Genomic DNA, 19,179 nt, shown 5'->3' with positions numbered 1-19,179 from the left:
TACTCGTTGATACGATTACAAAAGACAGGCTACTCCGGGTGAGGCGTAGCGAGCGAAGCCAGACTGGGTGCGGACAGCGCACAGCTCCCGGAGTGGACACATAGTCCATGAGGAGAGCGAGCACTGCCCAATCCCAGGCTGGCAAAGCGCAGTAGCCGACTTACTTCGTCGAAGCTTCGAAGCGACGTAACAGTAAATCCCCGCGCTGTACCGCAGTATCCAAAGCTTCTTTGGCAGACTTCTTACCGCTCCACACGCTTTCCAGTTCTTCATCCACAATGGTACGAATTTGCGGCATGTTGCCCAGGCGCAGACCTTTGGTGAACGCTAACGGTGGCTTGTTCAGCATCTGGCGGGTCGCGACATCAGAACCTGGGTTCTTCTCGTAGAAGCCTTCTTTTTTGGTCAGCTCATACGCGGCGGTGGTCACAGGCAGATAGCCGGTTTTCTGGTGCCATTCGGCGGCGATTTCCGGTGTGGTCAGGTATTGCAGGAATTCGGCGACGCCTTTGTAAGTGTCTTTGTCTTTACCGTTCATCACCCACAGGCTCGCGCCGCCGATGATGGCATTTTGTGGCGCGCCCTTCACATCCGCGTCATAAGGCATCATGCCTACGCCGTAGTTGAATTTGGAGTACTGACGGATATCCGCCAGTGAGCCGGAAGACGCGGTGGTCATGGCGCAATCACCGTTATAGAACTTGGCGGTGGACTCGTCTTTACGACCAAAATAGGTGAAGTCACCTTTTTTGTTCATGTCTTCGAGCATCTGAATATGTTTGATTTGTTCTGGTTTGTTGAATTCCAGAACCGCATCGGTGCCGTCAAAACCGTTGTTTTTAGAGGCGATCGGCAAACCATGCCAGGCGCTGAAGTTCTCAATCTGGATCCAACCCTGCCAGCCGCTGGCGTAACCGCACTTCATGCCCGCTTCACGCAGTTTCTCGGTGTAAGCAGCCATGTCCTGCCAGGTTTTTGGTGGCTGATCCGGATTCAGACCGGCTTTCTTGAAGGCATCTTTGTTGTAATACAGCACCGGCGTGGAGCTGTTGAAAGGCTGGGACAGCAGACGGCCTTTGGAATCGGAGTAATAACCGGACACTGTCGGCACGAACTGCGACACGTCCTGCTTAAGGCCGGCGTCGCTGAACACTTCATACACCGGCTTGATGGCTTTACTCGCCATCATGGTCGCGGTGCCTACTTCATAAACCTGCAAGATGGCAGGTGCGTTACCGGTGCGGTATGCGGCGATACCGGCGGCCAGGCTTTCATCGTATTTGCCTTTGTAGACCGGCACGATTTTGACATCAGGGTGCGCCTGGTTAAAACGGTCGGCCAGCGAGTTCACTTCTTTACCGAGTTCGCCATCCATAGAATGCCAGAACGGAATTTCTGTAACCGCCATCGCCTGGGTGCTGAACGCGAATGCCAGTGCGATGCAAAGTGTCGTTTTTGTAACAGCGTGCTTAAGCATGCTTGTCTCCTGAAGAGGGCTGGTGTGATGTCAGTTGGTGTAAGGATTTTCTGATTCGGGAGCTAACATGACACGGCTAAATGACAGAAAAATAACCGTTAAATGACATTGATGTGACAGGAGCGTTAACTGGAAGTGACGGATAGATGGCAAAAAAAAAGCGCACCGGATATGCGGTGCGCCTGAGAGACGAGAATGCGGGGGATTACAGCGCGCGTTTCAGGCGGGCAACGGCCTCGTGCATTTGCTCTTCGGTTGCTGTGGCGAACGACAGACGGAAGGTGGAGTGATCAGGGTTGTCGGCATAGAAGAATTCGCCCGGCACAAACACAACGCCCTGCTCCAGCGTCTTTTTCATCCACTCGGCACAGTTACGCGGCTCGCGGAATCGCGCCCAGAGGAACATCCCGCCTTTCGGATATTCAAAGGTCAGCACGTCGCCCAGTTCACGTTCCAACAATTCAGCCATGACTTCACATTTCTTTTTGTACGCAGCGCGGATGGTTTCAATTTGCGCAGGCAGCCGCCCCAGGCCGAGATAGCATTCGGCAATCGACTGCGACAGCGCACTGGCGTGCAAATCCGCCGCCTGTTTGATGATCGCCACTTTGTGCAGCAGCCAGTCAGGCATGATCACCCAGCCCAGACGCAGGCCCGGAGCCAGAATCTTGGAGAACGTTGAGGTATAGATGATGTTTTCAGCGTGGCCGTATAGCGCTTTGGACAGTGCAAACAGCGTCGGCTGGCGTTCGTCGGTGAAACGCAGTTCACCGTACGGATCATCTTCCACAATCAGAAATTCATGTTTTTTCGCCAGTTGTACCAGCTGTTCGCGACGCGCACGGCTGAGGGTCACGCCGCTCGGGTTGCCAAACGTCGGCACCAGATACACGCCTTTGATTTTTCGGGTTTTCAGCAATTCAGCCAGTTCATCGACAATCATGCCGTCGCCGTCAGAACCCACAGAAAGAATTTGCGCTTCGGCCAGTTCCAGCGTTTGCAACGCCGCCAGATAAGTCGGGCGTTCCACCACGAAAATATCATCGGGATTTACGACCGCGCGCATCACCAGATCCAGCGCCTGCTGAGAACCGGCGGTAACCACGATATCGTCCGCACTGGCCACCACACCGCGCTCGGCGCAAAGCTCAGCAATACGCTCACGCAGCGTATGACTGCCTTCCGTCAGGCCGTACTGGAACGCGTGCTCAGGCTGTTCAGTGATTGCCATCTGCGTCGCTTCACGCAGGCCATCGAAATCGAAGAGCGCTGAAGAAGGAATACCACCCGCCAGTGAAATAACGCCTTCCATTTTGCTGTGTTTCAGCAGTTCCCGGATGGCCGAACTTTTAAGCCTGACCATACGGGCGGCGAGTAAACCTTCTGTGTTCATGAAATGTTCCTGATGATGTGCCAAGTTATAAGAATGTAAGAGTTGTTAATTTATCGACAAAATAAAAACCGCAAAGCGCCAGCCGTGCGGTTTTGAGATATTACAGCAAATATTTACGATTTCAGCCGCCGTTACGCGCCGAGATACGCCGCACGCACGGCTTCGTTGGCCAGCAGCGCCGCGCCGGTGTCTTCCAGCACCACATGACCGTTCTCCAGCACATAACCGCGATCGGCGAGTTTCAGCGCCTGATTGGCGTTTTGCTCAACCAGGAAGATGGTCATCCCCTCTTCGCGCAACTGCTGGATGGTGTCGAAAATCTGCTGGATGATGATCGGCGCAAGCCCGAGCGAAGGTTCATCGAGCAGCAGCAGACGCGGCTGGCTCATCAGCGCACGGCCAATCGCCAGCATCTGTTGTTCGCCGCCGGACATGGTGCCCGAACGCTGTACCCGACGCTCTTTCAGGCGCGGGAACAGCTCGAACACGCGCTCCAGACGCGAGTGGAACTGATCGCGGGTGGCGAAGAAGCCGCCCATCGCCAGATTTTCTTCCACCGTCATGCGCGAGAACACACGACGGCCTTCCGGCACAATCGCAATATCGCCGCGCATAATTTTGGCAGTCTGCCACTGCGTGATGTCCTGTCCTTCGAAAATAATCGAGCCGTGCGACGCGCGTGGTTCGCCACATAAACTGCCGAGCAGCGTGGTTTTCCCCGCGCCGTTCGCACCGATCAGCGTGACGATTTCGCCTTTATTAATGCTCAGGCTGACTTCATGCAGCGCCTGAATTTTGCCGTAATGGGCGGATACCTGATTGAATGACAACATCGTGTTCTGCCCCTTACCCTTCGCCAAGATACGCACGGATCACATCCGGATTGTTACGAATTTCAGCCGGCGTGCCCTGCGCCAGCGGCGTTCCCTGATTCACCACGTAGATGCGGTCGGAAATGCCCATCACCAGTTTCATATCATGCTCAATCAGCAACACCGACACGCTGTGCTGGTTACGCAGTTCGGCGATAAGCTGGTTCAGCTCTTCGGTTTCGCGCGGATTCAGACCCGCAGCAGGCTCATCGAGCATCAGAATTTCCGGACGCGTCACCATGCAGCGAACGATCTCCAGACGACGCTGCTGACCGTACGCCAGATTGCCCGCCTGACGGTTCGCCAGCTCAAGTAAACCGACGCGCTCCAGCCAGTCGGCGGCGCGATCCAGTGCGTCAGCTTCGGCACGGCGAAAGCCCGGCGTCTTGAACAGACCCGCCAGCACGCCGCTTTTCAGGTGTTGATGCTGGGCGACCAGCAGGTTTTCGATCACCGTCATTTCGCGGAACAGCCGCACATGCTGGAACGTTCTGACGACGCCCATACGGGCAATTTTCTGCCCCGGTAATCCTTCAAGATGCTGTTCGCGCAGCTTGATGGTCCCGCCGCTCGGTTTGTAAAAACCGGTCAGGCAGTTGAACACCGTGGTTTTACCCGCACCGTTCGGGCCGATAAGTGACACAATTTCGCCCTGATTAAGGTTCAGCGCGACGTTATTGACCGCCAGCAGGCCGCCAAAACGCATCGTCAGACCTTCAACGGCTAACAGAGGTTGCGTGCTCATGCCTGTTCCCCCTGATCGGCGATTTGTTTTTTAGACAGCTTCAGTTTGAGCTGCGGGCGCTTCATCGGCAGTAAACCTTGCGGACGCCAGATCATCATCAGCACCATTAAGGCACCGAGCAATAACATGCTGTATTCGTTGAGATCGCGCATCAGCTCCCGGGACACCACCAGCAGGATCGCCGCCAGGATGACCGCAAACTGTGAGCCCATCCCGCCGAGCACCACGATAGCCAGCACGAAAGCGGACTCCGCAAAGGTGAAGGATTCCGGGCTGACGAAGCCCTGACGCGCAGCGAACAACGTACCGGCGAAACCGGCAAACGCGGCACTGATGGTGAACGCGGTCAGTTTGATGCGCGTCGGATTCAGGCCAAGAGAGCGGCAGGCGATTTCATCTTCACGCAGCGCTTCCCATGCACGCCCGAGCGGCATCCGCAGCAAACGGTTGATGATGAACAGCGTGGCGACCACCAGCAGCAGTGCGACCATGTACAGGAAGATAATGCGGTCACTCGGGTCATAGGCGACGCCGAAGAAGTTGCTGAAGGTATCCCAGCCGCCGTCGCGCGGTGTCCGGCTGAACTCCAGCCCGAACAGCGTCGGTTTGGGGATCTGGCTGATTCCGTTCGGCCCGCCGGTCAGCTCGGTATTATTGAGCAGCAAAATACGCACGATTTCACCGAAGCCGAGCGTCACGATTGCCAGATAATCACCCCGTAATCGCAGCACCGGGAATCCAAGCAGGAATCCAAACGCCGCCGAAACCAGACCGGCCAGCGGTAACGCCTCCCAGAAACCAATGCCGTAATAGTGATTGAGCAACGCGTAGGTGTAGGCGCCGATGGCGTAAAAGCCGCCGTAACCGAGCACCAGCAGACCGGACAAGCCCACGACGACGTTCAGACCGAGGCCCAGCATGATGTAGATGAGCGTCAGCGTGGCGATGTCCACCGTGCCGCGTGAGACGATAAACGGCCACGCGACGGCGGCGATGATCAATACCAGCGCCAGCAGTTTTTGTTTCGGCGTCGAGCCGTCAAAACTCGGCAGAACCCAGCCAGGCCCGGAAACTTTCTTCAGACCACTGCTCACCATCGGGCGGAACAGCTGGAAAACAAAGACAATCGCACAACCGATGGCGATCCACGTCCAGCGCACTTCACCCGCGCCGTTCACTACCAGTTTGGTGCCATCAAGACTAAGTTGCAGCCCCATGATGAACGCCGCCAGAATCAGCAGGACAAACGCGGAGACCAGCGCATTTAAGAGATTCAGGCGCTTCATACTTTCTCCACCTCCGGACGGCCCAGAATACCGGTCGGCAGCACCAACAACACGACGATCAGCAGTGCAAAGGAAACGACGTCTTTGTATTCAGTACTCAGATAGGCGGAGGTCAGCGCTTCGGCCACGCCCAGAATCAGGCCGCCGATCATTGCGCCCGGAATGCTGCCGATGCCACCAAGCACCGCCGCGGTGAAGGCCTTCATCCCGGCCATAAAGCCGATGTACGGGTTAATCACACCATAGAACTGACCAAGCAGCACGCCCGCCACCGCCGCCATCAGAGCGCCAATAACAAACGTCAGGGAGATCACGCGGTCGGTGCTGATACCCAGCAGACTGGCCATTTTGAGGTCTTCTGCACAGGCGCGGCAGGCACGCCCCATGCGCGAATAGCGAATGAACAGCGTCAGTGCCAGCATGGCGATAAAGGTCACAACCCAGATGATCAGCTGCATGGTGCTGATGGTCGCCGCGAAGCCGTTGGTTTCGCCGATCGTCCACTGGCCGGTGACCAGGCTCGGTAAAGCGAGATCGCGCGAGCCCTGCGTCAGGCTGACGTAGTTTTGTAAGAAGATGGACATCCCGATGGCGGAAATCAGTGCAATAAGACGTTTGGAGTTACGCACCGGCTTGTAGGCCACGCGTTCAATGCTCCAGCCGTAGGCACTGGAAATCACAATCGCCGCGATAAATCCGGCACCGATCAGCAACCAGCTGGCATCGATACCCATCATCATCAGGGCGGCAATCACGATAAAGGAGACATAGCTGCCGATCATATACACCTCGCCGTGGGCGAAGTTGATCATGCCGATAATGCCGTAAACCATGGTGTAACCGATGGCGATCAGCGCATAAGTACTGCCCAACGTTACGCCGTTGAACATCTGCTGAGTGAAATAGAGGAACTGCTCTGACATACCCTATCCTTATAAATCAAGGGTTTGATAACTTGTGCTACTCCTCCCCCCTGCGAAGGGGGAGGTTGGGAGGGGGTTTGGCAAACAACACAGTTGCCATTAATACCCCACCCCAGCCCTCCCCTTCGCAGGGGAGGGAGCGGAAGACCACTTTGGTGCAGTTTTATTTGATAGGGGTAGACGTGCCGTCTTTATGCCATTCGAAAATACCGAATTCGAATCCTTTCAGATCGCCCTTTTCATCCCAGCTCAGCGGACCCATAACGGTATCGACAGAAGCTGATTTGAGGTTTTTAGCAATGTCTGCCGGTTCCATGCTGCCACTGCGTTCCATACCGGTGGTCAGCGCCTGCAATGCGGCGTAGGTCGTCCAGACGAACGGACCGGTTGGATCCAGTTTCTTGGCTTTCAGGGAATCAACGATTGGCTGGTTGGCCGGCACCTGGTCATAACGTTTTGGCAGGGTAACGAACATCCCTTCAGACGCATCACCGGCGATGTTAGACAGTGAGGAGTTGCCCACGCCTTCCGGCCCCATGAATTTGGCGTTCAGACCGGCCTGTTTAGACTGGCGCAGGATCTGTCCCATTTCCGGGTAGTAGCCGCCAAAATACACGAAGTCGACGTTGTCTTTCTTCAGACGCGCTACCAGCGTAGAGAAATCTTTATCGCCTGCGGTCACACCTTCAAACAGCACGACATTACCGCCGCCTTTCTTCAGCGCGTCCTGTACGGAGCGTGCCAGACCTTCGCCGTACTGTTGTTTATCATGCACAACGGCAATACGTTTTGGCTTAATGGTGTCGAGGATATATTTCGCCGCCGTCGGGCCCTGATCGGAATCCAGACCGGTGGTACGCATCACCATTTTGTAACCACGGGTGGTCAAATCTGCGTTGGTCGCGGCTGGTGTAATCATCAGCACGCCTTCATCTTCATAGATATCGGAAGCGGGCTGAGTGGAAGAAGAACACAGATGGCCGATCACGTAACGGATACCGTCGTTGATCACTTTGTTAGCCACGGCGACAGCTTGTTTCGGGTCACACGCATCGTCGTATTCGACGCCAACCAGTTTGTCGCCTTTCACGCCGCCTTTGGCGTTGATGTCGGCGATCGCTTGTTTCGCGCCAGTAAATTCCATATCGCCATACTGGGCAACCGGCCCTGACATCGCACCGACGATGGCCACTTTAATGTCTTTTGCAAACGCAGCCTGGCTCATTGCCAATGCAATACACCCTGCCAGCCAGATCTTACCCTTTGTTACTTTCATCCGATTACCCCGTTGATGTGTGTTGTGGTTTGCTCTTTCTTTGCCTGTTCAAAACATCATCACTTAAGAAATTTAGTATAAGTAATAACGAGTTACCGGCTTATTTCGTCTCATTTTCAAATAAGACTTTATAATTCATATCATTAAACAGGAATTTTCTTCTGCAAATCAAATAGCACAATCAGAAATATGAGGTGTAAACAGAATTTTATCTGGGCGAATACGCGGTTCCTTTTCAAACAATCAGTGGTTAACGCTGGCATTATTGATTAAAGCCAACATTTATCGCTTATACAGGGATCTCAAAAAAAGTTTTCGACTTGATACTGTACAAAAAAAGTTACGCACCGTTTTTAGTGGATTCCGCTACACTGGCTTTCCCATTTTCTGACCTGTCCGCCTCATGAAATTAACGATCCAAAGACTCACTTCACTCAGCGCACAAGACCTGATCGATCTGGCCAAAATCTGGCCTGAGCAAACCGAAAGCGACTGGCAAACCTGCCTGAAGCCGGACCGTGCACTATTCGCCGCCGTCTTCAACGAACGTATTCTGGGCGCAGTGAAAATCCGGTTAAACGGCACACACGCCGAACTCAGTGACCTGCTTGTGCGTGAAGTGACACGCCGTCGCGGAGTTGGGTTGTATTTGATAGAAGATTTGCAGGCACAGCTGCAGCAGGTGAAATGCTGGGAGATGCAGGCGGAACCGGAAAAAGTACTGGATGCGTTTATGCGGGCGTGCGGGTTTGTGCGCCAAGGGAATGTCTGGAAGAAATAACGTCTGGATTTCAGGTACAAAAAAAGCGACCCGAAGGTCGCTTTTTTTAAATCTGAAACGCACTTATCAGGCTTCGATCGCCACGCGCAATTTCTTCATCGCGTTCTTTTCCAGCTGACGAACACGTTCTGCGGAAACGCCGTACTTGTCGGCCAGCTCCTGCAGAGTGGACTTGTTATCGTCATCCAGCCAGCGAGCACGAATGATATCCTGACTACGTTCGTCCAGACCTTCCATCGCGGAAGAGAGTTTGTCTGTCGCGTCACGATCCCAGTTATCTTCTTCGATGCTTTCTGCGAAGTCAGAACTCTTATCTTGCAGATACAGCATCGGCGCCATCGCCGCGCCGTCGCGTGGTTCGTCATCCGGTGTTGGATCGAACGTCATGTCCTGTGCGGCCATGCGCGATTCCATTTCCAGCACATCTTTGCTGGTCACACCCAGTTCGCGGGCAACGTGCTCCACTTCGTCGTGGCTGAACCAGCCCAGACGCTGTTTGTTTTTACGCAGGTTAAAGAACAACTTACGTTGTGCTTTGGTTGTCGCAACTTTCACGATACGCCAGTTACGCAGCACGTATTCGTGAATTTCTGCTTTGATCCAGTGCACCGCAAAGGACACCAAACGCACACCGACTTCCGGATTAAAACGGCGAACCGCTTTCATCAGGCCGATGTTACCTTCCTGGATAAGGTCTGCCTGTGGCAAACCATAACCTGAATAGTTGCGGGCAATGTGAGCAACAAAGCGCAGGTGAGACAGGATCAGGTGTTTAGCCGCTTCCAGGTCACCGTCGTAATGCAGCCGTTCAGCCAGTGCCCGTTCTTCCTCTGCGGTGAGCATAGGATAGGCATTGGCCGCCCGAACATAGGCTTCCAGGCTACCTTGGGGTACTAATGCTAAAGTGCGCATTTCTTTGGTCATTCAAGCCTCTCATGTATGACGTAATGCAGGTTTTATACCACGTTGCTGCGGGATGATACCGCCTCGTTGCCGGTCTGCTTTTAACGAACAGTGACCACAACAAAACAACGCCGAGCCCTTCATATTCGCTGCTCTTCGACCACGAATTTTACATAAAGTTCAGGGACAGATTCAACAGTCTGACGACTTTAAGTGACAGACTGACTATCGGATAGTGAATTTGTGCCATTGCGGGGAAAGTAGGAAAAAGACGGCATGGAATGTATAAAGCGGCTCTCCCCCTGCGACACGATCCTTGAGCAGCAGGGGAAGATTATAGCAAATAATTACTACTGTGGTGTAAATCGCCGTAAATGTTGCACCGTCGCCAGCCAGGCGGCGATCCAGCCGATCATCGCGGAAACCAGCAACAGCAGCAGGCTTTCGTCCCAGCCCAGACCGTGCAGGTCAAAGGTCGTACCGAAGACCTGCGCGACCTGCGTCACCACGCTCTCAAGGCGCAGCACCAGTACTTCGGAGAGTACCAGCGACAGCAATGCACCGGTGAACCCGAGCATCGCGCCTCCATTGAGGAATGGCCGCAAAATGAAACCGTCGGTCGCGCCTATCAGCTTCATGACGTTGATGGTGTCGCGGCGGCTGAAAATGCTCAGACGTACACTGTTACCAATGACAAGGAACACAGCGATCACCATCAGGATGCCGATCATCGCAGCTATCTGCCCCACCAGACCGGTTAGCGCCGCAAGACGGGCAAACCAACTGTCGTCCATACGCACTTCATCCACGCCCTGCACAGCCGCCACACGGTCACGCAGGGTGTTCAGTGTGGCGGAGTCCTGGAAATTCATTTTCGGCGTGATGATGGCCACCGCAGGCAACGGATTTTGCTCAAGCATATCCATCGCGCCGCCAAAGCCAGACCAGTTGCGGAACTCGCCCATCGCTTCCTCGCGGGAGAGGTAGTTGACTTTATCCACGCCCGCTTCGGTTTTAAGGGTTTTCACCACATTTTCGGCCGCGTTGTCATCCAGTGCTTTGTCGAGATATACCGTCAGCTGTGGCGTCGGATACCATTGTTCGGCCGCCGTACTGACGTTTTTCCATACCAGATAACACACGCTCGGCAAGGTCAGGGAAATCGCAATCACCATCACCGTGAGCAGCGTCGCCAGCGGCTGTCGCAGCATATCCGCCAGCGCGTTCATCCACGCATAGCGCCATTGTTCACGCCAGCCACCCTGCAACGCTTTACTCTTCGCTGCGCGGGCGCTTTTTGCGGTTTTCGTCGGGTTTGGACTGTTCGCCATTAGTACACTCCTCCCGACATCCGACCCTGACTCAACGTCAGCGTACGGTAATTACGACGGGCAATCAGACCCACGTCATGCGTCGCCATCAGCACGGTGACGCCAACCCGGTTAAATTCTTCGAACAGACGCAAGATGCCTTCTGACAGTTCACCGTCGAGGTTACCGGTCGGTTCATCCGCCAGCAGTACCGCAGGCTTGTTCACCACCGCGCGGGCGATGCCTACACGTTGTTGCTCACCACCGGACAGCTGGATCGGCAGGTTTTTGGCTTTATCCAATAACCCGACTTTATCCAGCGCGGCCGATACGCGGCGACGAATATCTTCAGTACTGGCACCGGCGATAATCAGTGGCATCGCCACGTTGTCGTAGACGGTGCGATCCATCAGCAGATGGTGATCCTGGAAGATCATACCTATCTGCCGGCGCAGGAACGGCACTTCACTGGATTTCAGGCGGCTGATGTCGTGGCCGCCAAACAAAATCTGCCCGGCGCTCGGACGCTCAATGCCGCAAATCAGCTTCAGCAGGGTACTTTTACCCGCACCAGAGTGACCGGTCAGAAACGCCATTTCTGCTTGCTGGATGTGAAAATTGACGCCCTGAAGCGCCTGTCGTCCGCCCAGATAAGCTTTACTGACCTGTTCAAAGCGAATCATCCGTATTAATCCTCTCGGGCAAAAAGTGCCTCAATAAAATCGTCTGCCTTAAACGGCCTTAAATCTTCGATACCTTCGCCGACCCCGATATAACGAATCGGAATGCTGAACTGATCGGCGATGGCGAATATCACGCCGCCTTTTGCGGTGCCGTCCAGTTTAGTCAACGTAATGCCGGTTAGCCCGACCGCTTCGTTAAACAATTTGGCCTGACTGACCGCATTCTGGCCTGTGCTGGCGTCAAGCGTCAGCATAACCTCATGCGGCGCGTCTTCGTCGAGTTTCTTCATCACGCGGACGATCTTCTTCAACTCTTCCATCAAATGCGCTTTGTTTTGCAGACGTCCCGCTGTATCGGCGATTAACACGTCGATGTTGCGGGCTTTGGCCGCCTGAATCGCATCGAAAATCACGGAAGCTGAATCCGCGCCGGTATGCTGTGCAATCACCGGGATCTTGTTGCGCTGACCCCAGACCTGCAATTGTTCCACCGCCGCCGCACGGAACGTATCGCCCGCCGCCAGCATCACCGATTTGCCCTGCGCTTCAAACTGACGCGCCATTTTACCGATGGTGGTGGTTTTACCGACGCCGTTCACGCCTACCATCAGGATGACATACGGGGTTTTTCCGCTGACATCCAGTGGCTGGTCGACTTTTGACAGAATTTCGGACATTTCTTCCTTCAGTTTGCCGTAAAGCGCATCGGCGTCTTTCAGCTGCTTGCGGGAAGCGTGTTCAGTAAGGGAAGTGATGATTTTGCGCGTGGTTTCGACACCAACGTCGGCGATCAGTAGCTGTTCTTCTAACTCTTCGAACAGATCGTCGTCGATTTTCTTACCACGGAACAGGCCGACAAAACCCGAGCCAAGATTCTGCCTGGTTTTCACCAGGCTGCGTTTCAGACGGGCAAAGAAACCTTCTTTGGTCGGGCGTTCCTGCTCGGTTTCCCCGGCAGGCAGCACAACGATAGGATCCAGCGAGACCGGCAGCGGCTCATCTTCAACGACGACATTATCATCGACCGCTTCAAGGGAATCTTCGCGGGCGTCTTCGGCAATTTCAGCCGCTGACTCAACGAATTCGTCTTCAACGATCTGCTCTTCCAAAACGACCGGTTCATCAACGACCGGCGCATCAACAATGATGGGTTCTTCGATTTCTGCTTCGATGACGACAGGTTCTGCAACCGCAGACTCTTCAATTACCTGCTGCGCAGCCACCTGTTCGGTGATGTGCACAATTTCTTCTGCCAGTTCCTCAGCGGCCTCTAAACGTGCAGGCTCCTCAACATCAGGTTCCGGTTCTTTCAGAGGTTCAGGCTCGATAACCGGCTCAGGTTCGGTGACCGGTTCCGCCTCTACAGGAACGCCGGGTTCTTCGATAACCGGCACTTCTTCGCGCGTTTCTTCTTTCTGCTGCTCTTCTTCCTGACGGCCACGGCCGAACCAGGAGAAGAAACCGCGTTTTTTATCTTTTGCCATTTTACAACTTCACTCCTCGCCGCTAATGATTGGCGAACGGATTATTAATAGGGTTATAGTCGGGCAGTCTATCACTTTCCCCTTCCGGCAACACGCCCGCGTGTTGAATTCCGCTGGTTTTTCAATCGCCCATGTGAAACATTTGCCCATTGCCCGCACACCGGTAGAATAGCCCTCCAAACGATATGCAACGAAGCCCGATGGCTTCGGATTACACAAGCGAACTATGGCAAAGAAACCCAACACTCCCGCCGCAGGCCAAATCCGAATTATTGGCGGACTCTGGCGCGGACGCAAACTTCCGGTTCCACACAGTCCGGGGCTGCGCCCGACTACCGATCGCGTGCGCGAAACGCTGTTTAACTGGCTTGCGCCGGTGTTACAGGGCGCCCATTGTCTGGACTGTTTTGCAGGCAGCGGCGCGCTGGGTCTGGAAGCATTGTCACGCTATGCCGCCAGCGCTACCCTGCTGGAGTTTGAACGCCCGGTTGCGCAACAGCTAGAGAAAAACCTGGCGCTGCTAAACGCCAAAGATGCGAAAGTATTCAACGTTAATACATTGAACTGGCTGGCAAAAGCCGGAACTGCCTTTGACGTGGTTTTCCTCGATCCGCCTTTTCGCAAAGGTATTCTGCAAGATACACTGAATTTGCTGGAGCAAAATCAGTGGCTGGCCGATGAGGCCTGGATTTACGTCGAAACAGAAGCCGAACACGACACGCTTGACGTGCCCGCCAGCTGGCGGTTACACCGTGAGAAAGTCGCCGGACAAGTTGCTTATCGTCTTTACCATCGCGATGTGACGCCTGAAACCGGCTCACCTGAACAGGAGCAGTAAGATGTTGATCAATATTGGTCGGTTGTTGATGTTGTGTATTTGGGGGTTTCTGGCGTTTAACCTGATTCACCCATTCCCGAAACCGATCAAATATTTTCTGGATGTGGCGATTGTGTTCATGTTCTTCATGCACGGTTTGCAGGTTATGTTGCTTAAAGCCACCCAGGGAAAAGAAAAAGATACGATTGGCCCGTGGCTGCAAACGCGCATTTTTCTGTTTGGCGTGTTTGAACTGATGGCATGGCAGAAGAAACAACCCCCACTGCCCACCAAAAAGTAATCTCTGTTTTTACGGCGCGTCCTGCGCCGTAAAAGCCACAAAACGGCTGCCCTTCACGCTCAATGCCCCCTTCTGGCCTTTCGCCAGTTGGTGATACGCCGCTTCATCCAGCACGAGTTTCAGCTCCGCACCGCCGTTTTGCGGTTTGAAATAGCCTTCATATTTTTTATCTTCGACCGGGATCTGCTCCCGCTGGCGCGAACGCCGGTTGGGCGACAGATACTCACGCTTGGCCGTCACTTCCACCTGCACTGTGCGAAGTGGCGCGGCATCGTTATCGGCGTTGGTTCGCCGCTGCTGGAAATACTGGCGGGTGGCGAAAATCGCGATGACCACGATAAACGCAATAAAAATCATCGGAGGTTTAGTCATTGTTTGTCTGTGTTCGCAGAAGATGAAGGCGATAATGAATCAGCCTAATTTAGCATGTGGGAATTCGCCACACAGCCTGAAACAGGGATTTCTGATTGTCGAAGGCAGCGCCAGTCTCCTACACTGGGATCAAATACAGGAAAACAGGATGCGTTTTCCTGCACGCAGATACTGGTATGGGTTTGATGTTCTGTTTTGAAATATAAAAGGATAAACAATGAGTTGGCCATTCCTCGCAGTATTTTTCTCTGGCTGGTTGTTCGTTGATGCCAGCTACCGCGGCCTGCGCTGGCAGCGCTGGGTCTTCAAACCTGTCACCTTATTACTGCTGCTCTTACTCGCCTGGCAGGCACCGACGCTCAATGTGTACAGCTATCTGATCCTGTTGGGTCTGGCGGCGACACTGGTGGCCGATGGCCTTCTGCTGTTGCCGGAAGAGCGGTTTATGTACGCCCTTGGCGCGTTCTTCCTTTCGCATCTGCTGTATACGCTCAGTTTCGCCAGCCAGATGACGATCACCTTTTTCTGGCCGCTACCGCTGGCGTTACTGGTCATTGGCGCACTGCTGCTGGCGGTTATTTGGTCAAGGCTGGCCGAGCTTAAATGGGCAGTAACCACTTACATCGCGATGACACTGCTGATGGTCTGGCTGGCGGGAGAACAGTATTTTGCGCGCAGCACCGACATGGCCTTTTCGCTGTTCTGCGGTACCGTGCTGCTTCTGCTGGGCAATATTTTCTGGTTGCTCAGCCGCTACCGATTCAAGTTCCGCGTCGCCGATGCGCTGGTGGCTGCCTGCTATTTCGGCGGCCATTTCCTGATTGTGCGATCACTCTATTTGTAATCTGTATTGAAATCCCTGCGGCGGAACCGTCCGGTTCCGCCCTCTCAAATATCGCTTGACCCTGGAGTCTACTCCAACGTTTAAACTGCCTGTAATCTCATTCGGTTTCATCCCGGAGGCAGTATGATTCAATGTCAAAAAAACACCGCCTGTCAGTGCGGTTGTCAGGGTAAACGTGCGCCCGGACTTCACATCAATAAAATCAGCGCCGTTGCGCCAGCAGCTGCGCATCCTGCCAGCTGTTGCAGCGACAATGCCCCCCGGGCTGCCGTCGCCGAAAGCTGCTGCGCACCAAAAACAAGTGAACACTCACACACTGCAGCCGACGGTACAGCGGAAGGCTCGCCGGGTGAAGATGATCCCAGCGCGCCGCTTTCCGGCAACCAGCAATACAGCTGGCGTGTCGAGGGAATGGATTGCCCGGCTTGCGCCCGTAAAATCGAAAATGCCGTATCAGGCCTGAACGGCGTCAGTCGCGCCAAAGTGCTGTTCGCCACCGAAAAACTGGTGATTGACGCCAGTTATGATATTTCGCAAAACGTTCTGCGTGCCGTCACCGGCGCAGGTTTTACCCTGCAATCTCTCGATAAAACTCAGAACGCCCCCGCGCAGGAAGCGTCCCGGCTCAAAGAGTATATGCCGCTGATCGCCCTTTCCACGCTGATGTTACTGAGCTGGATCCTCGATATTTTCAATCCGCAGGCCGGTGAAATGGCGTTTATCGCCACCACGCTGGTCGGCCTGTGGCCAGTGTTGCGTCAGGCGATCCGCCAGACACGTTCCGGTTCGCCTTTTGCCATCGAAACGCTGATGAGCATCGCCGCGCTGGGTGCGCTGTTTATCGGCGCCACCGCTGAAGCTGCGATGGTATTGCTGCTGTTTATGATCGGTGAACGCCTCGAATCCTTTGCCGCCAGTCGCGCGCGCAGCGGGGTGAAAGCACTGATGGCGCTGATTCCGGACACCGCCGTACGGGTCATTGATGGCAAAACCGAATCCGTGCCGGTCGCCAGTCTGCGTCCCGGCGATATTATTGAAATCGCCGCCGGAGGGCGTCTGCCTGCCGATGCGATTTTGCACAGCGCCGCCAGTTTTGATGAAAGCGCGCTGACCGGAGAATCGGTGCCCGTTGAGCGCCAGCCTGGCGAAAAAGTCCCTGCGGGCAGCCTGTGCGTCGATCGTCTGGCTCGTCTGGAAGTCGCCTCCGCACCCGGCAACAGCGCTATTGACCGTATTCTGCAACTGATCGAAGAAGCCGACGAGCGCCGCGCGCCGATCGAGCGTTTCCTCGATACCTTCAGCCGTTACTACACCCCGATTATCATGCTGCTTTCGCTGCTGGTCATTATCATTCCGCCGCTGGCGATGGGGCTTTCGTGGGAAACATGGATTTATCGTGGCCTGACGTTACTGCTGATCGGCTGCCCGTGTGCGCTGGTGATTTCGACGCCTGCGGCGATTACGTCCGGACTGGCGGCAGCCACGCGTCAGGGTGCGTTAATCAAAGGCGGTGCAGCGCTGGAACAGCTGGCGCTGATCGAAACTGTGGCGCTGGATAAAACCGGCACGCTCACCGAAGGTAAACCGGAGGTCACCGACGTGTTGGTGCTGAACGGCGCCAGCGAAGGCGAAGTGCTAAGCCTCGCCGCTGCGGTCGAAGAAGGTTCACATCACCCGCTGGCTCAGGCGATTTTAGCCCGCGCGAAAGCCCATAATCCGCTGCCAATTACCGCACAGGATCGCCGGGCACTGGCGGGTTCCGGCGTGGAAGGGATTGTCTCTGGCAGAAAGATTCAGGTGCTGGCACCGAAACACGTGGAAGAAAGCGCGCTGAGTGCGGACGCCACAACGCAAATCGCCGGGTGGGAATCCGCCGGTAAAACTGTGGTCGTGGTGATGCAGGACGCGCAGGCTATCGGTCTGGTCGCGATGCAGGATCGCCTGCGCGATGATGCCATCGACGCGTTGCGCAGTCTGAAAGCGCTCGGCGTATCGGCAGTGATGCTGACCGGCGATAATCCGCGTGCGGCCAAAACTATTGCTGACCGGCTGGGCATCGATTTTCGTGCCGGTTTATTGCCTGCCGATAAAGTCTCTGCGGTCACTGAGCTGAACGCTGTGAAACCGGTGGCGATGGTCGGCGACGGCATCAACGATGCGCCGGCGATGAAAGCCGCAACAATCGGAATTGCGATGGGCAGCGGCACCGACGTGGCGCTGGAAACCGCCGATGCTGCGCTGACGCACAACCGCCTGAGCGGACTGGCGCAGATGATCAGCCTGTCGCGCGCCACGCGGGCGAACATCCGTCAGAACATCACCATCGCGCTGGGGCTGAAGGCAATTTTTCTGGTCACCACCATTATGGGGCTGACCGGCCTGTGGCTGGCGGTGCTGGCAGATTCGGGCGCAACGGCACTCGTCACTGCCAACGCCCTGAGACTGTTGCGCAATAAATCGCGCTGAGGATTACGGGCGGGTCTCGCTGATCCGCCCTTTGCACAGCAGATAACGGTAAGGCAGGCTGTCGGTATCAGACGCTAACAACGTGTGTTCCATAAAGCGGCAGAAGCCAGGAATATCGCGGGTGGTTGCCGGATCATCGGCGACGATCAGCAATGTTTCACCGTCTTTCATGGTGCGTACTGCTTTACGAACCATCATTACAGGTTCCGGGCAACGCAGGCCCAGTGCATCAAGCTGATGGTCCGGGTTGATAAAGGGATCGGTCATTTCGTTTCTCAACATTTTCAGCGGCAATGCGCGATTGTACGGTAATGGGCCACAGTTTAACCCGCTAGTTTTCTCACGCAACCTGCGCAAACCGTTGCGCTATAATTAACCACCGGATCTGTTGCGCAAACGGTGCGCAACAGATACTATGCGCGCCGCACCAGAAATACCGGTGTGAAAGAAAAGACACTCTTGGGTTCCCTCACCCCAATTCACTAAAAAGGTCACATCATGTATTCCTTTACTGCTCAACAGCGGTTTTCCGCGTTGATATGGCTATCGCTTTTTCACATCGCCATCATTACCTCCAGTAACTATCTGGTTCAGTTACCCGTCTCCATTTTTGGTTTCCACACCACCTGGGGCGCATTCACATTTCCGTTTATTTTTCTGGCCACCGATCTGACCGTGCGAATTTTCGGCGCACCGCTGGCGCGACGGATTATTCTTTCCGTGATGGTACCTGCACTGGCTATTTCCTACGTGATTTCCGCCCTGTTCTTTGAAGCGAAGTGGCAGGGCGTCGGCGCACTCGGCAGCCTGAACATCATGGTGGCACGCATCGCGACCGCAAGCTTCATGGCGTATGTGCTGGGGCAAATTCTCGACGTTCACGTCTTCAACCGCCTGCGCCAGAACCGCCGCTGGTGGATAGCACCGGTCGCCTCGATGTTCCTGGGAAATATCAGCGATACGCTGTCGTTCTTCTTCATCGCGTTCTACAAAAGCACCGATGCTTTTATGGCCGAACACTGGGTGGAAATCGCGCTGGTGGATTACACGTTCAAAGTGCTGATCTGTCTGGTGTTCTTCCTGCCGATGTACGGCGTGCTGCTGAACATGCTGCTTAAGCGTCTGTCCGCTCAGGGAAATCACACTCCGTCGGCCATGCGTGCGCACTAGCGGCTAACAAGGGGCTTTCGCCCCTTTTCAGATCCGCCTTCCCCAAAACAAAAATCGCGCCATAATCTGACTTGCA

At 54.8% G+C, this 19,179-nt stretch carries 19 protein-coding genes; 6 read left to right on the top strand and 13 right to left on the bottom strand.

The window, feature by feature from the left end:
* Positions 1-160: 160 nt before the first annotated feature.
* The 7 genes from ugpB to ACMHLI_RS20720 all read right to left on the bottom strand — a co-directional run bounded on the left by ugpB (position 161) and on the right by ACMHLI_RS20720 (position 7,972).
* Positions 161-1,477 (bottom strand): sn-glycerol-3-phosphate ABC transporter substrate-binding protein UgpB, encoded by a 1,317-nt coding sequence (gene ugpB / locus ACMHLI_RS20750; protein WP_413531114.1) that lies wholly within the window; start codon positions 1,475-1,477, stop codon positions 161-163.
* A gap of 205 nt (positions 1,478-1,682) precedes the next feature.
* Entirely contained in the window at positions 1,683-2,870 is a 1,188-nt protein-coding gene (locus ACMHLI_RS20745; RefSeq protein WP_413531113.1) for a PLP-dependent aminotransferase family protein, read from the bottom strand.
* A gap of 131 nt (positions 2,871-3,001) precedes the next feature.
* Positions 3,002-3,703 carry a high-affinity branched-chain amino acid ABC transporter ATP-binding protein LivF gene (gene livF, locus ACMHLI_RS20740; RefSeq protein WP_413531112.1) on the bottom strand — a complete coding sequence of 234 codons (702 nt, stop codon included), beginning with the start codon at positions 3,701-3,703 and terminating at the stop codon, positions 3,002-3,004.
* Positions 3,704-3,716: 13 nt separating this feature from the next.
* Positions 3,717-4,487, bottom strand: a complete 771-nt coding sequence (gene livG / locus ACMHLI_RS20735; protein WP_112165584.1) for a high-affinity branched-chain amino acid ABC transporter ATP-binding protein LivG — start codon at positions 4,485-4,487, stop codon at positions 3,717-3,719.
* On the bottom strand, positions 4,484-5,773 hold the full coding sequence (locus ACMHLI_RS20730) for a high-affinity branched-chain amino acid ABC transporter permease LivM (protein ID WP_413531111.1): 1,290 nt from the start codon (positions 5,771-5,773) through the stop codon (positions 4,484-4,486). Before ACMHLI_RS20730 ends, livG begins: the two co-directional genes overlap by 4 nt.
* On the bottom strand, positions 5,770-6,696 hold the full coding sequence (gene livH, locus ACMHLI_RS20725; protein WP_112165580.1) for a high-affinity branched-chain amino acid ABC transporter permease LivH: 927 nt from the start codon (positions 6,694-6,696) through the stop codon (positions 5,770-5,772). The genes ACMHLI_RS20730 and livH overlap by 4 nt, the downstream gene beginning before the upstream one ends.
* Positions 6,697-6,859: 163 nt before the next feature.
* A complete protein-coding gene (locus ACMHLI_RS20720; RefSeq protein WP_112165578.1) occupies positions 6,860-7,972 on the bottom strand; it encodes a branched-chain amino acid ABC transporter substrate-binding protein in 1,113 nt (370 codons plus the stop codon).
* A gap of 403 nt (positions 7,973-8,375) precedes the next feature.
* Between ACMHLI_RS20720 and panM the strand changes: the two genes are divergently transcribed.
* Positions 8,376-8,753 (top strand): aspartate 1-decarboxylase autocleavage activator PanM, encoded by a 378-nt coding sequence (gene panM / locus ACMHLI_RS20715; protein WP_413531110.1) that lies wholly within the window; start codon positions 8,376-8,378, stop codon positions 8,751-8,753.
* 66 nt (positions 8,754-8,819) lie between these two features.
* On the opposite strand, the gene rpoH is transcribed toward panM, so the two are convergent.
* From rpoH to ftsY, 4 genes are all read right to left on the bottom strand, one after another.
* The gene (rpoH, locus tag ACMHLI_RS20710; protein WP_413531109.1) at positions 8,820-9,677 is read right to left on the bottom strand and encodes an RNA polymerase sigma factor RpoH; all 858 of its coding nucleotides are present in this window, start codon (positions 9,675-9,677) and stop codon (positions 8,820-8,822) included.
* Positions 9,678-10,006: 329 nt separating this feature from the next.
* Positions 10,007-10,987 (bottom strand): permease-like cell division protein FtsX, encoded by a 981-nt coding sequence (gene ftsX, locus ACMHLI_RS20705; protein ID WP_112165572.1) that lies wholly within the window; start codon positions 10,985-10,987, stop codon positions 10,007-10,009.
* Positions 10,987-11,649 carry a cell division ATP-binding protein FtsE gene (gene ftsE / locus ACMHLI_RS20700; RefSeq protein ID WP_112165570.1) on the bottom strand — a complete coding sequence of 221 codons (663 nt, stop codon included), beginning with the start codon at positions 11,647-11,649 and terminating at the stop codon, positions 10,987-10,989. The genes ftsX and ftsE overlap by 1 nt, the downstream gene beginning before the upstream one ends.
* Positions 11,650-11,654: 5 nt before the next feature.
* Positions 11,655-13,133 (bottom strand): signal recognition particle-docking protein FtsY, encoded by a 1,479-nt coding sequence (gene ftsY, locus ACMHLI_RS20695; RefSeq protein ID WP_413531108.1) that lies wholly within the window; start codon positions 13,131-13,133, stop codon positions 11,655-11,657.
* A 226-nt stretch (positions 13,134-13,359) separates the two neighbouring features.
* On the opposite strand from ftsY, the gene rsmD reads away from it, so the two are divergent.
* Positions 13,360-13,971 (top strand): 16S rRNA (guanine(966)-N(2))-methyltransferase, encoded by a 612-nt coding sequence (rsmD, locus tag ACMHLI_RS20690; protein ID WP_413531107.1) that lies wholly within the window; start codon positions 13,360-13,362, stop codon positions 13,969-13,971.
* 1 nt (position 13,972) lies between these two features.
* Positions 13,973-14,251: a DUF1145 family protein gene (locus ACMHLI_RS20685; protein ID WP_112165564.1), complete on the top strand. Its 279-nt coding sequence runs from the start codon at positions 13,973-13,975 to the stop codon at positions 14,249-14,251.
* Between the two features lie 9 nt (positions 14,252-14,260).
* On the opposite strand, the gene ACMHLI_RS20680 is transcribed toward ACMHLI_RS20685, so the two are convergent.
* Positions 14,261-14,623 (bottom strand): DUF2500 domain-containing protein, encoded by a 363-nt coding sequence (locus ACMHLI_RS20680; protein ID WP_413531106.1) that lies wholly within the window; start codon positions 14,621-14,623, stop codon positions 14,261-14,263.
* 217 nt (positions 14,624-14,840) lie between these two features.
* On the opposite strand from ACMHLI_RS20680, the gene ACMHLI_RS20675 reads away from it, so the two are divergent.
* Both ACMHLI_RS20675 and ACMHLI_RS20670 read left to right on the top strand, forming a co-directional pair.
* Complete coding sequence (locus ACMHLI_RS20675) at positions 14,841-15,467, top strand: lysoplasmalogenase (RefSeq protein WP_413531105.1); 627 nt, start codon at positions 14,841-14,843, stop codon at positions 15,465-15,467.
* Positions 15,468-15,590: 123 nt separating this feature from the next.
* Complete coding sequence (locus tag ACMHLI_RS20670; RefSeq protein ID WP_413531104.1) at positions 15,591-17,933, top strand: zinc/cadmium/mercury/lead-transporting ATPase; 2,343 nt, start codon at positions 15,591-15,593, stop codon at positions 17,931-17,933.
* Between the two features lie 3 nt (positions 17,934-17,936).
* Here ACMHLI_RS20670 and tusA read toward each other — a convergent pair whose 3' ends face one another.
* Positions 17,937-18,200, bottom strand: a complete 264-nt coding sequence (tusA, locus tag ACMHLI_RS20665) for a sulfurtransferase TusA (protein ID WP_413531103.1) — start codon at positions 18,198-18,200, stop codon at positions 17,937-17,939.
* A gap of 231 nt (positions 18,201-18,431) precedes the next feature.
* Between tusA and ACMHLI_RS20660 the strand changes: the two genes are divergently transcribed.
* Complete coding sequence (locus tag ACMHLI_RS20660) at positions 18,432-19,103, top strand: 7-cyano-7-deazaguanine/7-aminomethyl-7-deazaguanine transporter (protein WP_413531102.1); 672 nt, start codon at positions 18,432-18,434, stop codon at positions 19,101-19,103.
* The last annotated feature ends 76 nt before the right edge of the window (positions 19,104-19,179 follow it).

Origin of the sequence: Rahnella inusitata (genome assembly GCF_965118895.1) — a bacterium.
Classification (GTDB): domain Bacteria; phylum Pseudomonadota; class Gammaproteobacteria; order Enterobacterales; family Enterobacteriaceae; genus Rahnella; species Rahnella inusitata_A.
The sequence above is the reverse complement of the archived record's forward strand: the minus strand, read 5'-3'. Positions and strand labels throughout refer to the sequence as shown.

Excerpts from the sequence above, each read along its gene's own strand:
- ACMHLI_RS20675 (WP_413531105.1), top strand. The coding sequence starts at position 14,841 with ATGAGTTGGCCATTCCTCGCAGTATTTTTCTCTGGCTGGTTGTTCGTT.
- tusA (WP_413531103.1), bottom strand. The coding sequence starts at position 18,200 with ATGACCGATCCCTTTATCAACCCGGACCATCAGCTTGATGCACTGGGC.
- livG (WP_112165584.1), bottom strand. The coding sequence starts at position 4,487 with ATGAGCACGCAACCTCTGTTAGCCGTTGAAGGTCTGACGATGCGTTTT.
- ACMHLI_RS20670 (WP_413531104.1), top strand. The coding sequence starts at position 15,591 with ATGATTCAATGTCAAAAAAACACCGCCTGTCAGTGCGGTTGTCAGGGT.
- ACMHLI_RS20720 (WP_112165578.1), bottom strand. The coding sequence starts at position 7,972 with ATGAAAGTAACAAAGGGTAAGATCTGGCTGGCAGGGTGTATTGCATTG.
- rsmD (WP_413531107.1), top strand. The coding sequence starts at position 13,360 with ATGGCAAAGAAACCCAACACTCCCGCCGCAGGCCAAATCCGAATTATT.
- panM (WP_413531110.1), top strand. The coding sequence starts at position 8,376 with ATGAAATTAACGATCCAAAGACTCACTTCACTCAGCGCACAAGACCTG.
- ACMHLI_RS20730 (WP_413531111.1), bottom strand. The coding sequence starts at position 5,773 with ATGAAGCGCCTGAATCTCTTAAATGCGCTGGTCTCCGCGTTTGTCCTG.
- ACMHLI_RS20660 (WP_413531102.1), top strand. The coding sequence starts at position 18,432 with ATGTATTCCTTTACTGCTCAACAGCGGTTTTCCGCGTTGATATGGCTA.
- rpoH (WP_413531109.1), bottom strand. The coding sequence starts at position 9,677 with ATGACCAAAGAAATGCGCACTTTAGCATTAGTACCCCAAGGTAGCCTG.
- livF (WP_413531112.1), bottom strand. The coding sequence starts at position 3,703 with ATGTTGTCATTCAATCAGGTATCCGCCCATTACGGCAAAATTCAGGCG.
- livH (WP_112165580.1), bottom strand. The coding sequence starts at position 6,696 with ATGTCAGAGCAGTTCCTCTATTTCACTCAGCAGATGTTCAACGGCGTA.
- ACMHLI_RS20680 (WP_413531106.1), bottom strand. The coding sequence starts at position 14,623 with ATGACTAAACCTCCGATGATTTTTATTGCGTTTATCGTGGTCATCGCG.
- ugpB (WP_413531114.1), bottom strand. The coding sequence starts at position 1,477 with ATGCTTAAGCACGCTGTTACAAAAACGACACTTTGCATCGCACTGGCA.
- ACMHLI_RS20685 (WP_112165564.1), top strand. The coding sequence starts at position 13,973 with ATGTTGATCAATATTGGTCGGTTGTTGATGTTGTGTATTTGGGGGTTT.
- ACMHLI_RS20745 (WP_413531113.1), bottom strand. The coding sequence starts at position 2,870 with ATGAACACAGAAGGTTTACTCGCCGCCCGTATGGTCAGGCTTAAAAGT.
- ftsE (WP_112165570.1), bottom strand. The coding sequence starts at position 11,649 with ATGATTCGCTTTGAACAGGTCAGTAAAGCTTATCTGGGCGGACGACAG.
- ftsY (WP_413531108.1), bottom strand. The coding sequence starts at position 13,133 with ATGGCAAAAGATAAAAAACGCGGTTTCTTCTCCTGGTTCGGCCGTGGC.
- ftsX (WP_112165572.1), bottom strand. The coding sequence starts at position 10,987 with ATGGCGAACAGTCCAAACCCGACGAAAACCGCAAAAAGCGCCCGCGCA.